15 protein-coding genes are annotated in these 17,096 nt (G+C 65.1%); all 15 read left to right on the top strand.

Annotation, left to right across the window (positions count from 1 at the left end; genetic code table 11):
• Nucleotides 1-187: 187 nt before the first annotated feature.
• The 15 genes from DFR31_RS00385 (at nt 188) to truA (ending at nt 17,044) form a co-directional block, all read left to right on the top strand.
• Complete coding sequence (locus tag DFR31_RS00385) at nt 188-625, top strand: CBS domain-containing protein (RefSeq protein ID WP_121440695.1); 438 nt, start codon at nt 188-190, stop codon at nt 623-625.
• A 107-nt stretch (nt 626-732) separates the two neighbouring features.
• Nucleotides 733-2,679, top strand: coding sequence for a PrkA family serine protein kinase (locus DFR31_RS00390; protein ID WP_121440696.1), 1,947 nt, complete (start codon nt 733-735; stop codon nt 2,677-2,679).
• 19 nt (nt 2,680-2,698) lie between these two features.
• Nucleotides 2,699-3,991, top strand: coding sequence for a YeaH/YhbH family protein (locus DFR31_RS00395; RefSeq protein WP_121440697.1), 1,293 nt, complete (start codon nt 2,699-2,701; stop codon nt 3,989-3,991).
• Nucleotides 3,988-5,556 (top strand): SpoVR family protein, encoded by a 1,569-nt coding sequence (locus tag DFR31_RS00400; protein ID WP_121440698.1) that lies wholly within the window; start codon nt 3,988-3,990, stop codon nt 5,554-5,556. Before DFR31_RS00395 ends, DFR31_RS00400 begins: the two co-directional genes overlap by 4 nt.
• Nucleotides 5,557-5,616: 60 nt before the next feature.
• Nucleotides 5,617-6,177, top strand: a complete 561-nt coding sequence (locus DFR31_RS00405) for a GNAT family N-acetyltransferase (RefSeq protein WP_170153550.1) — start codon at nt 5,617-5,619, stop codon at nt 6,175-6,177.
• Between the two features lie 9 nt (nt 6,178-6,186).
• Complete coding sequence (gene aroC / locus DFR31_RS00410; RefSeq protein WP_121440700.1) at nt 6,187-7,287, top strand: chorismate synthase; 1,101 nt, start codon at nt 6,187-6,189, stop codon at nt 7,285-7,287.
• Nucleotides 7,287-8,432, top strand: a complete 1,146-nt coding sequence (locus DFR31_RS00415; RefSeq protein ID WP_121440701.1) for an MFS transporter — start codon at nt 7,287-7,289, stop codon at nt 8,430-8,432. The genes aroC and DFR31_RS00415 overlap by 1 nt, the downstream gene beginning before the upstream one ends.
• Nucleotides 8,433-8,560: 128 nt before the next feature.
• Nucleotides 8,561-9,976: a 3-isopropylmalate dehydratase large subunit gene (gene leuC, locus DFR31_RS00420; protein ID WP_121442112.1), complete on the top strand. Its 1,416-nt coding sequence runs from the start codon at nt 8,561-8,563 to the stop codon at nt 9,974-9,976.
• Nucleotides 9,977-10,049: 73 nt separating this feature from the next.
• A complete protein-coding gene (locus DFR31_RS00425) occupies nt 10,050-10,181 on the top strand; it encodes an entericidin A/B family lipoprotein (RefSeq protein ID WP_121440702.1) in 132 nt (43 codons plus the stop codon).
• A 7-nt stretch (nt 10,182-10,188) separates the two neighbouring features.
• Nucleotides 10,189-10,845 carry a 3-isopropylmalate dehydratase small subunit gene (gene leuD, locus DFR31_RS00430; protein ID WP_121440703.1) on the top strand — a complete coding sequence of 219 codons (657 nt, stop codon included), beginning with the start codon at nt 10,189-10,191 and terminating at the stop codon, nt 10,843-10,845.
• Nucleotides 10,846-10,878: 33 nt separating this feature from the next.
• Complete coding sequence (gene leuB / locus DFR31_RS00435; protein WP_121440704.1) at nt 10,879-11,964, top strand: 3-isopropylmalate dehydrogenase; 1,086 nt, start codon at nt 10,879-10,881, stop codon at nt 11,962-11,964.
• Between the two features lie 51 nt (nt 11,965-12,015).
• Entirely contained in the window at nt 12,016-13,038 is a 1,023-nt protein-coding gene (locus DFR31_RS00440) for an aspartate-semialdehyde dehydrogenase (protein ID WP_121440705.1), read from the top strand.
• A gap of 97 nt (nt 13,039-13,135) precedes the next feature.
• Complete coding sequence (locus DFR31_RS00445) at nt 13,136-15,556, top strand: motility hub landmark protein FimV (protein ID WP_170153551.1); 2,421 nt, start codon at nt 13,136-13,138, stop codon at nt 15,554-15,556.
• Between the two features lie 5 nt (nt 15,557-15,561).
• Nucleotides 15,562-16,233, top strand: coding sequence for a hypothetical protein (locus tag DFR31_RS00450; RefSeq protein WP_121440707.1), 672 nt, complete (start codon nt 15,562-15,564; stop codon nt 16,231-16,233).
• 25 nt (nt 16,234-16,258) lie between these two features.
• Entirely contained in the window at nt 16,259-17,044 is a 786-nt protein-coding gene (gene truA / locus DFR31_RS00455; RefSeq protein WP_121440708.1) for a tRNA pseudouridine(38-40) synthase TruA, read from the top strand.
• Nucleotides 17,045-17,096 lie beyond the last annotated feature (52 nt).

Below are 17,096 nucleotides of genomic sequence, written 5' to 3' on the forward strand. Positions count from 1 at the left end.
CTCGATCCCGTACAGGTGCATGAAACGGGGAAACTTTCCTGGCGATAGAAGCGCCAAATCAGCGGGTTCCCGGACCTATTTCAACTCGTCTCGGCAGAAAAATTATCCACCTCGGGGGGTGGTTTCCCGGCCCTGTGGTCTATGCTTTTAATGACACACCACCCGACAATAGGCAGGAGAACGACCAATGGATAACACCCTGCATGCCGTCCTGAAGGACAAGGGCGTGGCACTTTACAGCGTTGATGCCAAAGCCTCCGTGACCGAGGCCATCAATACCATGGTGGATGGGCACGTGGGCAGTGTGCTGGTGATGGACAAGGGGAGTTTGAGGGGCATCTTCACGGAGCGGGACGTCATGACCCGGGTGGTGCATGGCGGCAAGGATCCGGAGAAGACCCCCGTCTCGGAAGTCATGACCCGGGAGGTTGCGGTGGTGCCACCGACCATGACCATCGAGGCGGCCATGGCCGTCTGTCTGGAGCGCCGTGTGCGCCACCTGCCGGTCTACGACGGCGCTGACCTGGAGGGCGTGGTCTCCAGCGGGGACCTGATGCGTTGGGTCATCGGTGATCAGAAGCACATGATCGATGACCTGATTCAGTACATCTACGTGGGTCGTTAGTCCGCAGTGTGACATTGCTGCCGCCCTGCGGGGAACTGTGAACCGACGGCCACGTCCAATCAGACGTGGCCCGCGACTTAGCGAGCCGGACCTCAGGAGGGTCGCTTATGGATTCTGCCGAAGCGCTGATCGCACAGTACGCCAGGGCCTATGAAAAACGCCAGGAGCATGAGATGAGCCTGGCGGAGTATCTCGAGCAATGCCGCGACAATCCCTTGATGTATGCCACGGCCGCGGAGCGGCTGGTGGAGGCCATAGGGGAACCCGAAGTGGTCGACACGGCCAAAGACGAGCGTCTGGGCCGGGTCTTCATGAACCGCACCATCAAGCTCTATCCGGCTTTCCATGACTTTTACGGCATGGAGGAGACCATTGAGCGCATCGTGGGGTTCTTCCGCTACGCGGCCCAGGGGCTGGAAGAGCGCAAGCAGATCCTCTACCTGCTGGGTCCGGTGGGCGGAGGTAAGTCATCACTGGCCGAGCGTTTGAAGAGCCTGATGGAGCACTACCCCATCTATGTGCTCAAGGCGGGCGACGAGCTTTCTCCGGTGTTCGAAAGCCCGCTCGGGCTGTTTGATCCCGAGACCATGGGCGAGGAGCTGGAGTCGCGTTTCGGCATCCCGAGTCGGCGGCTCACCGGCTTGATCTCCCCTTGGGCGGTGAAACGGCTGGATGAGTTCGGCGGCGACATCGGGCGGTTCCGCGTGGCGCGGGTATACCCCTCAAAACTGCGCCAGATAGCCATCGCAAAGACCGAGCCGGGCGATGAGAACAACCAGGACATCTCCTCGCTGGTGGGCAAGGTGGATATCCGAAAGCTGGAGCTCTACAGCCAGAGCGACACCGATGCTTACAGCTATTCCGGCGGGCTCAACCGCGCCAACCAGGGCCTGTTGGAGTTCGTGGAGATGTTCAAGGCGCCTATCAAGATGCTTCACCCGCTGCTCACCGCCACCCAGGAGGGCAATTACGTGGGCAGCGAGAACATCGGGGCCATTCCCTTCCAGGGGATCGTCATGGCCCACTCCAACGAGGCGGAGTGGCAGACCTTCCGCAACAACAAGAATAACGAGGCCTTTATCGACCGAATCTCGGTGATCAAGGTGCCCTATTGCCTTCGGGTGGACGAAGAGGAGCTTATTTACGGCAAGCTGATTCAGAACAGTGAGCTCGCCGACTCGCCTTGTGCCCCGGGCACGCTGGACATGCTGGCGCGGTTCACGGTGCTGACCCGGTTGAAGGAGCACGAGAACTCCAGCCTGTACTCAAAGATGCGGGTCTACAACGGCGAGAGCCTCAAGGACACCGACCCGCGGGCCAAGTCAATGCAGGAGTATCGCGACCAGGCGGGCATGGACGAGGGCATGGGCGGGGTGTCCACGCGCTTCGCGTTCAAGGTGCTCTCGGAGACCTTCAACTACGACACCCGTGAAGTGGCTGCCGACCCGGTCCACCTGTTGTACATGCTGGAGCAGGCCATCAAGCGCGAGCAGCTGCCGGAGGAAACCGAGCGCAAGTACCTCGAGTTGATCAAGGCTGAGCTGGCACCGCGCTACGCGGAGTACATCGGCAACGAGATCCAGAAGGCCTACCTGGAGTCCTACAGTGACTTCGGGCAGAACCTGTTCGAGCGCTATGTGGCGTACGCAGACGCCTGGATCGAGGACCACGACTACAAGGACCCCGATACCGGCCAGCTGATGGACCGCCAGACGCTGAACCAGGAGCTGTCCAAGACGGAGAAGCCGGCAGGCATCGCCAATCCGAAGGATTTTCGTAACGAGGTGGTCAAGTTTGCCCTGCGCGCCCAGGCGCAGCGCGGTGGCGACATGCCCCGCTGGACCAGCTACGAGAAGATCCGCGAGGTGATCGAGAAGCGTATGTTCAGCCAGGTGGAGGACCTGCTCCCGGTGATCAGCTTTGCCAGCAAGGCCGATTCCGAGACCGAGCGCAAGCACACCGAGTTCGTTCAGCGGATGGTGGAGCGCGGTTATACCCAGCGCCAGGTCCGCCGGCTGGTGGAGTGGTACATGCGAGTCAAACAGGCCGGGTAATCCCCGGGGAGGTCAGCCCGTGGTCAATATCATCGACCGGCGGCTCAACCCCAAGGACAAAAGCCTGGCCAACCGGCAGCGGTTTCTTCGCCGGGCCAAGCGGCAGGTTCTGGACGCCGTGCGCGATGCTTCCGCCAAGCGCAGCGTCAAGGACATGCGTGGCGAGGGGGAGCAGATCAGTATCCCTGCAGATGGCCTCGGTGAGCCGAGCTTCCGCAAGGGGAGCGATTCGGGCGCCCGCGAGCACGTGCTGCCCGGCAACAAGGAATACCGCGTGGGTGATGTCATCCCCCGGCCCGAAGGGGGCGGGGGTGGCGGTGGACGCGGCGAAGGCAGTCCGGATGGCGAAGGGCAGGACGAGTTTCAGTTCATGGTCTCGCGGGATGAGTTCCTGGACCTCTTCTTCGAGAACCTGGCCCTGCCGGACCTGGTCAAGAAGGATCTGAAAAAGACCGAGCGTTTCGCCAATCAGCGGGCCGGCTACAGCGTGAGCGGCTCGCCCTCCAACCTCAATCTGACCCGTACCATGCGCAATAGCCTGTCGCGGCGGATTGCGCTGCGCCGCCCGAAGCGCGAGGCGTTGCGCGACCTGGAGCTGGAGATCGACCGGTTGGAGCGCAGCGGCAGCGATCCAGAGCGGCTCCGCGCACTGGTGGAGGAGCTGGACCGGCAAACCCGGCGCGCACGGCAGATCCCCTGGATCGACCCCATCGACATCCGCTTCAACCGTTTCGAGCCGGTGCCGCAGCCGGTATCGCAGGCGGTCATGTTCTGTCTGATGGACGTCTCCGGCTCCATGACCGAAGACATGAAGGATTTGGCCAAGCGCTTCTTCATGCTCCTTTACCTCTTCCTGGAGCGGCGTTACCGGCACGTGGACGTCGTATTCATTCGCCACACGCATATCGCCCAGGAAGTGGACGAGGAGACCTTTTTCTACAGCCGGGAGACCGGCGGTACCCTGGTCTCGCCGGCGCTGGACGAGATGTACCGGGTGCAACGGGACCGTTACCCGGAGGAACGTTGGAACATCTACGCGGCGCAGGCCTCGGACGGCGATAACACCCCGGCGGACAACCCTCGCGTCATCCAGACGATGCGCGAGACCATCCTGCCGCTCTGCCAGTACTTCGCCTACATCGAGGTGGGGGGGCAGGGGCTGCACATGGCCTCGGACCTGTGGCGCGCCTACGAGAAGGTGGCCAGTACCCAGCCGGTCATGGCCATGCGGCGGGTACGCCGCCGGGACGAGATCTTCCCGGTGTTCCGCGAGCTGTTTACGCCTGTCGATAAGCTGGGAGCGGGCCTATGACGAGGTTGGAGGAGAGTGCCCGGCTGCTCTATCGCGGGGCGGATTGGGACTACGACAAACTCAAGCGGGTCCATGATGCCGTGGAGCGCATCGCCCACGAGGAGCTGGGGTTGGACACCTACCCCAATCAGATCGAGGTGATCAGCTCCGAGCAGATGCTGGATGCCTACTCCAGCCTCGGCATGCCGCTGTTCTACCGGCACTGGTCGTTTGGCAAGCATTTCGCCCGCGACGAGATGCACTACCGCAAGGGCCTGACTGGGCTGGCCTACGAGATCGTTATCAACTCAAGCCCCTGCATCAGCTACGTCATGGAAGAGAACACCATGACCATGCAGACGCTGGTGATCGCCCACGCCGCATTCGGCCACAACCATTTCTTCAAGAATAATCAGCTGTTCCGGACCTGGACCGACGCCGAGGGCATTCTGGACTACCTGGATTTTGCCAAGGGCTACATCACCCAGTGCGAGGAGCGCTACGGGGTGCAGGCGGTGGAACGGCTGCTCGATGCGGCGCATGCGCTCATGAGCCACGGGGTCCACCGTTTCCCGCGCAAGGGCCGGCTCAACCTGCGCCAGGAACGGGAGCGGGAGGAGGCGCGGCGGCAGTACCTGGAGGCCACTTTCAACGACCTCTGGCGGACGGTGCCCACGCCCGAGTCCGGGGGGAGTCCCCCGCCGGAACTGCAGGCGCTGGATGCGCGCCAACGCCGGTTGGGGTTGCCCGAGGAGAACCTGCTCTACTTCCTGGAAAAGCGGGCGCCGCGGCTGCATCACTGGCAGCGCGAGGTGTTGCGCATCGTGCGGCAGGTGGCGCAGTACTTCTATCCGCAGAAGCAGACCAAGGTGATGAACGAGGGCTGCGCCACGACGGTGCACTACAGCATCATGAACCGTCTGCACCAGTCCGGTCAGATTGACGATGGCGCCTACCTTGAGTTCTTGCACAACCATACCAACGTGGTGGCGCAACCGGACTTCGACGACCCCCGGTTCTCGGGCATCAACCCCTATGCCCTCGGTTTTGACATCCTTCAGGACATTAAACGGATCTGTGAGTCGCCCACCGACGAGGACCGGCGCTGGTTCCCGGACATCGCCGGTAACCAGGACCCGTTGGGCACCTGGAAGCACGCCTGGGCGGAGTACCGGGACGAGAGCTTCATCCAGCAGTTCCTGAGTCCGCGGTTGATGCGCCAGTGGCGGTTGTTCCGTATCCACAACGACGCCGAGGACCCCGACCTGGAGGTCACTGCCATCCACGATGACGCCGGTTACCGGGAACTGCGCCAGTCGTTGGCGGCACAGTACGATCTGGCGCGCCAGGAAGTGGATCTGCAGGTGGTTGATGTGGACCTGGTGGGGGATCGCAAGCTGATCCTGGAGCATCGGGTGGTGGACGGCGTGCTCCTGGATTCCGCCAGCACGCTGCAGGTGCTGCGGCACCTGGCCAATCTTTGGGGCTACGGGGTGATCCTGCTGGAGCGGGACGCCCGCAGCGACCGGGTGGTCAACGAGTATCCGGAGGTAGAGCCGGACGACCCCCTGGTTGACGGGGCCTGACCCGGCAGGCCGCCGCCGGTCCTGCCGGCTTCTTCATACCCCCGGGCACGGATGCTGATCATGCGACAAGGCACCTCGGACGATTATTTCGACTGGCGGCCCGCCACCACCGATGACATCCCGGTGGTCCGGCGCGTGGCCGCCGAGACTTGGTGGCAGTGTTACCGGGGAATGATCAGTGACGGGCAGATCCGGTACATGCTTGACTGGATGTACGCCCCGGAGTTGCTGCGTCGCGAGTTGCAGGGGCTTGTCAACTGGCTGCTGTTGGTCCGCAGGGTTGACCGGGCGGTGGCGGGGTTCGCCGCCTGGGCGCCCCACGATGGCGCTGCGGCGCGGTTGCACAAGCTTTACGTTCACCCTGATCACCAGCGCCGCGGAGGGGCCATGCTGCTGCTGGAGGCGGTAACCCGGCAGGTGACCCATGCAGGCCACAGCGCTCTGACCCTCACGGTGAACCGCTCCAATGACGAAGCCCTGGCCTTCTACCGGCGCGCAGGGTTTGTCTGCCAGGGGCAGCAGTGCAAGGAGATCGGTGGCGGGTTCGTGATGGATGACTACGTCATGGCCCTGAGCCTGGAGCAAGCAGCGGGGCCGGCAACCGACCGCAAAAGCGGTTAGAATAGCGGCATGTCAGGAAATACGTTAGGCAAACTGTTTACCGTCACCACCTTCGGCGAGAGCCACGGGCCTGCGCTGGGGGCGATTGTCGATGGTTGTCCACCCGGGCTGCCACTGAGCGAGGCCGATCTCCAGCACGATCTTGATCGCCGTCGCCCGGGGACGTCCAAGTTCACGACGCAGCGCAAGGAGCCCGACCAGGTCCGTATCCTGTCGGGGGTCTTCGAGGGGTACACCACCGGCACGCCCATCGGGCTGCTTATCGAGAATCAGGACCAGCGCTCCAAGGACTACTCCGAAATCGCCCAGCGTTTCCGGCCGGGTCACGCCGATTACACGTACACCCAGAAGTATGGCGTGCGTGACTATCGCGGCGGTGGCCGGTCGTCGGCGCGGGAGACCGCCATGCGGGTGGCCGCTGGAGGGATTGCCCGTAAGTACCTGCGGGAGCGGCTGGGTATCACCGTCCAGGGCTGCCTGACCCAGCTCGGACCGATCGAACTGTGCATCAAGGACTGGATGGCGGTGGATCAGAACCCTTTCTTCAGTGCCGACCCGGAGCGGGTGCCGGATCTCGAGTCGTTCATGCACGACCTGCGCAAGTCCGGCAACTCCATTGGCGCTGCGGTTACCGTGGTGGCCCGTGGCTGCCCTGCGGGTCTGGGTGAGCCGGTCTTCGACCGCCTGGATGCGGACCTGGCCCACTCACTGATGAGCATCAACGCGGTCAAGGGGGTTGAGCTGGGGACGGGGTTTGCCAGTGTCATGCAACATGGCAGTGAACACCGTGATGAGCTCACCCCGGAGGGCTTCACCAGCAATAACAGCGGTGGTGTGCTGGGTGGGCTGTCCACTGGGCAGGATGTAGTCGCCCGCATCGCGCTCAAGCCCACGTCCAGCATCCTCGTGCCGGGCCGGACCATCGATGCTGCCGGCGAACCGGTGCCGGTGGTCACCAAGGGGCGGCACGACCCCTGCGTGGGTATCCGTGCCGTACCCATCGCCGAGGCCATGATGGCCCTGACCCTCATGGATCACTGGCTGCGCCACCGCGCCCAGTGCGCCGACGTAAACGCCGAGACGCCGACGATACCCGCCAGCAACCGCTGATGGCCTCAGCATTACCCTACTGGCGGTTATCCAGCTTTTACTTTTTCTTCTTTGCCGCCCTGGGTGCCCTGGTACCTTACTGGGGCCCTTACCTGCGGCAACTCGGCTTCAGTTCCGCCGAGATAGGCCAGCTGCTGGCCATTCTGCACGCCACCAAGATCATCGCCCCGAATCTCTGGGGCTGGTTGGCCGATCACCTGGGCCGGCGCATGCTCATCGTGCGGCTGGCGGCATTGGCGGCGCTCCTGCTGTTCGCCGGGGCCCTGGTGGAGGGCGGGTTTTGGTGGATGGCGTTGGTCATGGCCGGGTTCAGCTTTTTCTGGAACGCCGCTCTGCCTCAGTTCGAGGCCAACACCTTCAACCACCTGGGGCAGCGTCCTCAGGTCTACAGCCTGGTGCGGCTGTGGGGTTCGGTAGGGTTCATCGTCACGGTGATCGGCTTTGGCCGGGCGGTGGATCACTTCGGTCTGGACCTCCTGCCCTGGGGCATTTTGCTGCTGTTCGCCGGGCTCTGGATCTCTGCGCTGATCGCGCCGGAGGGGCGCAATGGCCAGGGTAATGGGGATCATCCGCCGTTCCTCGCGGTCCTGCGTCAGCCCCACGTGCTGGGCTTTCTGCTCGCCTGCATGCTGCTGCAGGCCAGCCACGGGCCCTTCTACGCTTTCTTCAGCATTTACCTGGAGGATCATGGCTATTCCGGTAGCACCATCGGGATCCTGTGGGCGGTGGGCGTGGTCGCCGAGGTGTTGCTGTTCCTGGTCATGCACCGGTTATTGCCCCGTTACGGCCCCCGTTTGCTGCTCACCATTGCCCTGGTGCTGGCGGTGGTGCGTTGGCTGCTGCTCGGCGCCTTCGTGGACAGTCTTGCCCTGGTGGCGCTCTCGCAGACGCTGCATGCGGCGACGTTCGGCGTCTACCACGCGGTGGGCATCCACACCATCAACCGTTACTTCGTCGGCGGCAACCAGGGCCGGGGGCAGGCGCTCTACAGCAGCCTGACCTTTGGGGCCGGGGTGGCGCTGGGCAGCCTGGTGGCCGGGTGGTTGTGGGATGACTGGGGTGGCCATACCTACTACCTGGGGGCGCTGGTGGCGGCAGTGGCCGCGGTGCTGGCATGGGTGAGCCTGCAACGCGAGGCGCATTGAGCACTGGTTCCCGGTGCCCGTTTGCCCTGATATGAATCAATAGCGCGATTTCGATATACTGGAGCGCTGAATCAAGGGCGGTGCAGCGCGCCGCCCGTTTGTCCCGCAAGACACTGATGGTGATCGCTATGTCTGGCAAGACCCTTTACGACAAGCTCTGGGAAGCCCATGTGGTGCGTGAGAACCCCGATGGTTCTGCGCTGCTGTATGTGGATCGCCAGCTGCTGCACGAAGTGACCTCGCCGCAGGCCTTCGAGGGGTTGCGCCTGGCCGGCCGCCGGCCCTGGCGGGTAGAGGCCAACCTGGCGGTCACCGACCACAACGTGCCCACCACCAATCGGGCCCAGGGTATCGCTGATCCGGTCTCCCGGGTGCAGGTGCAGACGCTGGACAAGAACTGCGAGGAGTTCGGCATTACCGAGTACGGCATGCTGGACCGGCGCCAGGGGATCGTCCACGTGGTGGGGCCGGAGCAGGGTGCGACGCAGCCCGGCATGACGGTGGTCTGTGGCGACTCGCACACCTCGACCCACGGCGCCCTGGGTGCCCTCGCTTTCGGGATCGGCACCTCCGAGGTGGAGCACGCGCTGGCCACCCAGACGGTAGTGCAGAAGAAGGCCAAACGCATGCTGGTCCGCGTGGACGGCCAGCTGGGCCGGGGCGTCACTGCCAAGGATGTGGTCCTGGCCATCATCGGCAAGATCGGCACTGCCGGGGGCACCGGCTACGCCATCGAGTTCGGTGGTGAAGCCGTCCGCTCGCTCTCCGTCGAGGGCCGGATGACCATCTGCAACATGTCCATCGAAGGCGGTGCCCGCTGCGGCATGGTGGCAGTGGACGACAAGACCATCGAGTACGTGCGCGGCCGCCCCTTCGCACCCAAGGGCGAGCACTGGGACAAGGCGGTCGAGTACTGGAAGACCCTGCACAGTGACCCGGACGCTGAGTTCGACCGGGTGGTGGTGCTGGATGCCGCCGAGATCGAGCCGCAGGTCACCTGGGGGACCTCCCCGGAGATGGTGGTGCCGGTGGGTGGCCGGGTGCCGAACCCCTTCGAGGAACAGGACGAGGTCAAGCGCAGCAGCATGGGCCGTGCGCTCGATTACATGGGCCTGCAGCCCGGTACGCCGATCAAGGAAATCCAGCTGGATCGCGTCTTTATCGGCTCCTGCACCAACTCCCGGATCGAGGACCTGCGCGCCGCCGCCGAGGTGGTCCGCGGTCACAAGGTGGCTGACACGCTGACCCAGGCGCTGGTGGTTCCCGGCTCGGGGGTGGTGAAGGCCCAGGCCGAGAAGGAAGGCCTGGACAAGATCTTTATCGAGGCCGGTTTCGAATGGCGCGAGCCGGGCTGCTCCATGTGCCTGGCCATGAACGCCGACCGGTTGCAGGCCGGTGAGCGTTGCGCCTCCACCTCGAACCGGAATTTCGAGGGGCGGCAGGGGCAGGGCGGCCGGACGCACCTGGTCAACCCTTCCATGGCTGCGGCCGCGGCCATCGCCGGCCACTTTGTGGACGTGCGACACTGGCCCGAACAGCAGTGATGCCGCATTGATCCCGGAGCCGGTGGGCCTCAGGGGCCACCGGCTGACTTTATTCTCCCCTGGAGGTCGGACCATGCGTTACTTCGCGATTCTCATGCTGCTGGGCCTGCTGGTGAGCGGTTGTGCCACCATCGAGGGCGCCGGAGAGGACATTGAGCAGACCGGCGAAGTCATCCAGGAAGAAGCCGATACCGAAGAGGATTGATCGCCTCATGGAACCATTCATCACGCACAAGGGGGTAGTGGCGCCGTTGGACCGGGCTAACGTGGACACCGACGCCATCATCCCCAAGCAGTTTCTCAAGTCCATCCGCCGTACCGGGTTTGGTCCCTTCCTGTTCGACGAATGGCGTTACCTGGACGAGGGTCAGCCGGACATGGATTGCAGCCAGCGCCCGGTCAACCCGGATTTCGTCCTGAACCAGCCCCGCTATGAAGGCGCCAGCATCCTCCTGACCCGGCGGAACTTCGGTTGCGGCTCCTCCCGCGAGCACGCGCCCTGGGCTTTGAAGGACTTCGGGTTCCGCGCCATCATCGCCCCCAGCTTCGCCGATATCTTCTACAACAACTGCTTCAAGAACGGCCTGCTGCCGTTGGTGCTCACCGAGGAGCAGGTAGACCAGTTGTTCAAGGAGGTCGAAGACACGCCGGGTTACCAACTGGAGGTCGACCTGCCCGAGCAGCAGGTGCGCACGCCCTCCGGTGAGGCCTTTGACTTCCAGATTGACGGCTTCCGCAAGCACGCCCTGCTCGAGGGGCTGGATGAGATCGGCCTGACCCTGAAGCACGCCGAGGACATCCGCACCTATGAGGCCCGCCGCCGCGAGCAGGCGCCGTGGCTCTTCACCGACCTGGAAGAGGGCAGCTGACGCTGGCCTCCACGACCCCGCAAAGGACCCTGCATGACTGCTGATATCCTGATTACCCCGGGCGATGGCATCGGCCCGGAGATCGTGGCCGAGGCGCGCAAGCTCCTCGAGGCCCTGCGCGACGACTACGGCTTCGACTGCAATCTGGAAGAGGCCCCTATCGGCGGTGCTGGCTACGAGGCCCACGGCAAACCGCTGCCGGACGAGACCCTGGCCCTGGCCCGCGATGCCGACGCCATCCTGCTGGGGGCGGTGGGTGGCCCGCGCTGGGAGCAGCTGGACCGCCCGCTGCGGCCCGAGCGCGGCCTGTTGGCCATCCGGGCCGAGCTGGGCCTGTTCGGCAACCTGCGGCCGGCCATTCTCTACCCGCAACTGGCGGACGCCTCCAGCCTGCGGCACGACGTGGTGGCCGGTCTGGACATCATGATCGTGCGGGAGCTCACCGGGGGCATCTATTTCGGCGAGCCGCGGGGAATCCGCACGCTCGAGAGCGGCGAGCGCCAGGGCTACAACACCATGGTCTACAGCGAGTCGGAGATCGACCGCGTGGGCCGTCTGGCCTTTGACATCGCCAGCAAGCGCGGTAGCCGGGTCTGCTCCGTGGACAAGGCCAATGTGCTGGAGGTCTCCGAGCTTTGGCGCGAGGTGATGGAGCGCGTGGCCGGTGACTATCCCGGCGTGGAGTTGAGCCACATGTACGTGGACAATGCCGCCATGCAACTGGTGCGGGCGCCCAAGCAGTTCGACGTCATGGTCACCAGCAACCTGTTCGGTGACGTGCTCTCCGACTGCGCGGCCATGCTCACCGGCTCCATCGGCATGCTGCCCTCCGCCTCGCTGGACGTACACAGCAAGGGGCTGTACGAGCCGGTGCACGGCTCCGCACCCGATATCGCCGGCAAGGGGCTGGCGAATCCGCTGGCGACGCTTCTGTCCGTGGCGATGATGCTGCGCTACAGTCTCGATCAGGGGGCGCTGGCGGACCGGGTACAGCAGGCGGTGGGCGACGTGCTGGACCAAGGCCTGCGCACTCCGGATATCGCCGCCCGCCAGTCCCGAACCGTCAGCACCGCCGAAATGGGCGATGCGGTCGTGGCCGCGCTGCGCGCCCGGGACTGAGGCCCAGGATCACCGATCAACCAATTCTGTAAGCGAAAAGGGGACGACCCAATGAGCAAGACCTACGATGTCGCTGTAGTCGGCGCCACCGGTGCAGTCGGCGAGACCATGCTGTCCATCCTGGCCGAGCGCGACTTCCCCGTAGGCAACATCTACCCGCTGGCCAGCAGCCGTTCCGCGGGCAAGACCATCGAGTTCAAGGGCAAGCAGGTCGAGATCCAGGATCTCGCCACCTTTGATTTCTCCAAGGTGCAGATCGGCCTGTTCTCCGCGGGGGGCTCGATTTCCGCCGAGTATGCGCCCAAGGCCGCCGAGGCGGGCTGCGTGGTGATCGACAACACCTCGCACTTCCGCTACGAGGAGGATATCCCGCTGGTGGTCCCGGAGGTTAACCCGGACGCCGTGGCCGGTTACACCAAGCGCAACATCATCGCCAACCCGAACTGCTCCACCATCCAGATGCTGGTGGCGCTGAAGCCGTTGCACGAGGCTGCCACCATCGAGCGGATCAACGTGGCCACCTATCAGGCGGTGTCGGGCTCCGGCAAGGAGGCCATCGAGGAGCTGGCCACCCAGACCGCGAATCTGCTGAACGGCAAGCCCGTCGAGTGCGAGGCCTATCCCAAGCAGATCGCCTTCAACTGCCTGCCGCACATCGATGTGTTCCTGGACAACGGGTACACCAAAGAAGAGATGAAGATGGTCTGGGAGACCCAGAAGATCTTCGGCGACGAGAGCATTCTGGTGAACCCGACGGCGGTCCGCGTACCGGTCTTCTACGGTCACTCCGAGGCCGTGCATATCGAGACCCGCGAGAAGCTCACCGAGGCCAAGGCCCGTGAGCTGCTGAGCCAGTTCGAAGGCATTGAGGTGCTGGACGACCGCGAACCGGGTGGTTACCCCACGGCGGTGACCGAGGCCGCCACTCACGACCCGGTCTACGTGGGTCGTATCCGGGAGGACATCTCCCATCCCCGCGGCCTGAACCTCTGGGTCGTGGCCGACAATGTGCGCAAGGGCGCTGCCCTGAACAGTGTTCAGATTGCTGAACTACTGATTCGCGAGTACATTTGAGGTCCGGGGGATGCCCGCCCCTGAAGTGGGGCGGGCATCAGGAAACGCAGCGCGGTGGGTGCAAGGCCCGCCCGCGCATCATCACTCAGGGATTGGGATGCTACTAAAACGGGCCATTATCACCACCGTTGCCGGTCTGACGTTCTCCTCCACCGCCTTGGCACTGGGGCTGGGCACTATCGAGCAGGATTCATTCCTCAACCAGCCGTTGTCGGCGCGCATACCGCTGGAGGCGAGCGACCGGGATAAGCTGGAAGACCTGCAGGTGACGATGGCGCCGGAAGAGGTCTTCGACCGCGCCGGGCTGGACCGGCCCCACTACCTGCGGGATATCCGTTTCGAGGTGGTCGAGGACGACGCTGATGGCCCGCATGTCCGGGTCTACACCCGCAATCCCTTCCGCGAGCCCTTTGTCGACTTCCTGGTGGAACTTAACTGGCCCCAGGGCCGGTTGATCCGAGAGTACACCCTATTGCTGGACCCGCCCCGTGATTCTGACGAGGCGCCGGCCCCGCCCACGGCCCCGGCTACTGAAAGACGGGAAGTGGAAGGAGTGCCGATCGCCGAGGCGGAGCGTGCGCCATCGGCCCAGCCGGGAGTCCGTGATGGCCAATACGGCCCGGTCGGCGACGGCGAAACCCTCTGGGCGATCGCTGAACAGGCCCGGGCCGAAGGGGTGAACGCCCACCAGATGGCGGTGGCCCTTTTCGAGGCGAACCCCGAAGCGTTCGTCGATGGCGATATCAACCGTTTGCGTCGGGGCGCCACCCTGGAGGTGCCCTCCGCCAACCAGGCCCGCCAGCTTGATGCGGATCAGGCGAGGGAGCGGTTCCGGCAACTGGCCAGCGCCCCTGCAGAGGCGCCCGTTACCGATGAGCCCGATGCGGACGTTGCCGAGACTGAGCCGCCTGCCGATGTCCTGGATAGCGAGCAGCTGGATCAGCAACTGCAGATAGTCGCCGAATCGGACCGCAATGAGGAAGAGATCGCCAACCTGCTGGATGGCGATATCGAGCCGAGCGAAGAGAACATCGGGGCGTTGCGTGAAGAGCTGATCCGCGCCCGGGAAGAGCAGGCGAGCCTTCGATCCGAGAATGAGGACCTGCGTGCGCGCCTGGCGGATATGCAGGACGAACTCGCCCGCCTGGAACGTTTGGTTACCGTCGAGCTGGAGGAAGGGGTGCCCGTGCCTGTGGACCCTGCCGATAGCGAGGTGACCACCGAGGCGCCGGAGGAGGAGCCCGAAACGGCGCCTACCGACCCGGACGTGGCGGATGCCGAGCCTGCCGTCGAGGATGACGCCCTGGCGGAAGAGGACGAGGAAGCCGCACCCGCCCAGCCGCCGACGGGAACCGAACCCCGGCCAACGGGCTGGCTGGACGGGCTCAGCCTGCCGCTGGCGATTGGTGGTCTCGCCATTCTTATCGGGCTGCTGGCGTTGATGTTGTTGCGCCGCCGTCGTGGTGAGACCGGTGTGGCTGCCGAGGAAGTACCGATTGCTGAACCGCCGGCCCGTGAGGCCGGCGTCGCTGCGGGCGGTGTGGCTGTTGCGGCGGCGGCCGGCGAGGGCGCTGCCGACGAGGCCGATCCCCTGAAGGAGGCAGATCGCCTGGCGGAGGCCGGCGACCTGGATGGGGCCCGGGAGACCCTGATTGCAGCGCTCAACAACACCCCGGCACGTAGCGAGTACCGGCTGCGTCTCCTCGAGGTGCTTTCCGAGACGGGTGATCGGCAGGCCTTTGATCAGCAGGCGCAGGCCCTCTGGGATCGCGTGGACGGCCAGTCCGACCCGCACTGGGTGCGGGCCGTCACCATCGGGCAGGCGTTCGCGCCGGATAACCCGCTGTTTGGTGGCGACCAGTCTGCAGCCGGTGCGCCGGAGGTAGAGGATGCGTCGGGTACGGCGACGCTGCCGACGCTGGGTGAACCCGATGCCGCGGCAGAGGACCAGAGTGATTTAAAGCGCAGTGACGAGCCGTTCGGGGGCGACCTGGCGTTTGACCTGGACTTGCCGGAGACAGAGCGCTCCGCCGACGGGGCGGAAACCCGTCAGGGCAGCGAACCGCATGAACCGGATGCCGACGATGGTAAGGCCGCTGATGCAGGCGTCTCGCAGCGGTCGGAGGGCGAAGGAATGGGCGATCTGTCACTGGACTTCGAGGTCGACGACAGTTGGCGAGACAGGGCAGAGTCTGCCGAGCAGGCCGAGGGCGCCGACAAGGCCCGGGACGACGAGTTTGACCTGGATTTCGGTGGGCTGAACCTGGATGACGTGGCGGCCCAGGATGCCTCGGACGATGGGACTGCGGCGCCGACCGATGACCGGGCTGCCGACGACGAGCCCGAGCCGGGGGCGGAGGCCGACGAAGAAGAGATTGCCACCAAGCTCGACCTGGCTCGGGCCTACGTGGACCTGGGTGATCCCGACGGCGCCAGGGAACTGTTGAACGAGGTGGTCTCGGTCGGCAGTCCCGAGCAGAAGAAGGAAGCGCAGGCGCTGCTGGACAGCCTCGGCTGAGCGACATGCACCCGGCCACCCGCGTCCTGCTGGTGATCGCGCTGGCAACGGTCCTGGCGCGGGCGTCCATGGCCCAGGTGGCCATCGCCGGGGTGCTGGTAGCCGGGTTGCTGCCCTGGCGGGACGCCCCGGGTTGGCGCAGGCTCGCGCGCGGGCTGTGGCAACTCAAGTTCCTGTTTCTCTCCATCGCGGTGCTCTACCTCTTCCTCACGCCCGGGCAGGCACTCTGGCCGGGCGGTGAACCCGGGGCGGTGCCCAGCCGTGAGGGGCTTGCCGAGGGGCTATTGCGCGTTTTCGCCCTTGCGGCGCTGGTGGCGGCCGTGCACTGGCTGATGCGAAGCCAGTCGCGCGCCGACCTGATCGCAGGGCTGGGCTGGGTGTTGCGACCGTTGCGCCTGGTCGGGCTGGACGTCGACCGGGTGGCCGTCCGCCTGGTCCTCACCCTGGAGACCGTGCCGCGCTTGCGGGTCATGGTGGCAGCCACCCGGAGGGACTGGGCCCGCGGCAGTCCCTGGCGGCAACCGGCCGTCTTCGGTGCCCGGGTTTTCGCCCGGGCCATGGTGCATGCGGAGCGCCGACCGCCGCCGCGGGTATGGGTCCCGCACGATGTCCGCCCTCCGCTATGGCAGTTGACCCCGGTGGTTGGCGTTACCGCGGCCCTGCTCTTTTGGTTCTGATCAAGCCGGCAGCCATGGAGTCCCGATGATCTTTCGACTGGCCCTGGGGCTGGAGTATGACGGTAGTGGTTTCTGCGGCTGGCAACGCCAGGACCACGCGCCGTCGGTTCAAGAGGCCCTGGAGAAGGCACTCTCCCGCGTGGCGGATGAGCCGGTCACCGTAACCTGCGCGGGCCGGACCGATACCGGGGTGCACGCCACGGAGCAGGTGGTCCACTTCGAAACCGCCGCCTACCGGCCGGAGCATGCCTGGGTGTTGGGTGCCAACTCGAATCTGCCCGGTGGGGTAGCGGTGCGCTGGGCGCGGCCGGTGGACGACACCTTCCATGCCCGTTTTGGCGCCACTTCCAGGAGCTACCGCTACATCTGGTGCTGCGGACGCGCCCGGCCCGCGTTGCTGCGGGGGCGGGTGGCGTGGTCCAAGTACCCACTGGATGCCTCGCTCATGGCCAAGGCCGCCGGCGCGTTGCTGGGCGAACACGACTTCTCCGCCTTCCGCGCCGTGGCCTGCCAGGCCAAGCACCCGGTCCGTACGGTCCGGGCATTGACCGTGCAAGCAGCAGGGCCGTTCATCTACCTGGACATCACGGCCAACGCGTTCCTGCACCACATGGTGCGCAACATCGCCGGCACGCTCTCATTGATCGGCCGCCAGGAGCGCCCGGTGGCCTGGACGGCCGAGTTGCTTGCCGGCCGTGACCGCACCGTCGCCGGCGCAACGGCACCTGCGGAGGGCTTGTACCTGGTGGGGGTGGAATACCCGGAGGTGCACGGGTTGCCGCTGCAGGGGTGGCGACCGCGCTTTGCCTGAGTAACCCGCCGCGGGTTAGCATGAACGGCTATCCATTCAAGTTCTCATCCGG

This window comes from Alkalispirillum mobile (assembly GCF_003664325.1).
Classification (GTDB): domain Bacteria; phylum Pseudomonadota; class Gammaproteobacteria; order Nitrococcales; family Halorhodospiraceae; genus Alkalilimnicola; species Alkalilimnicola mobilis.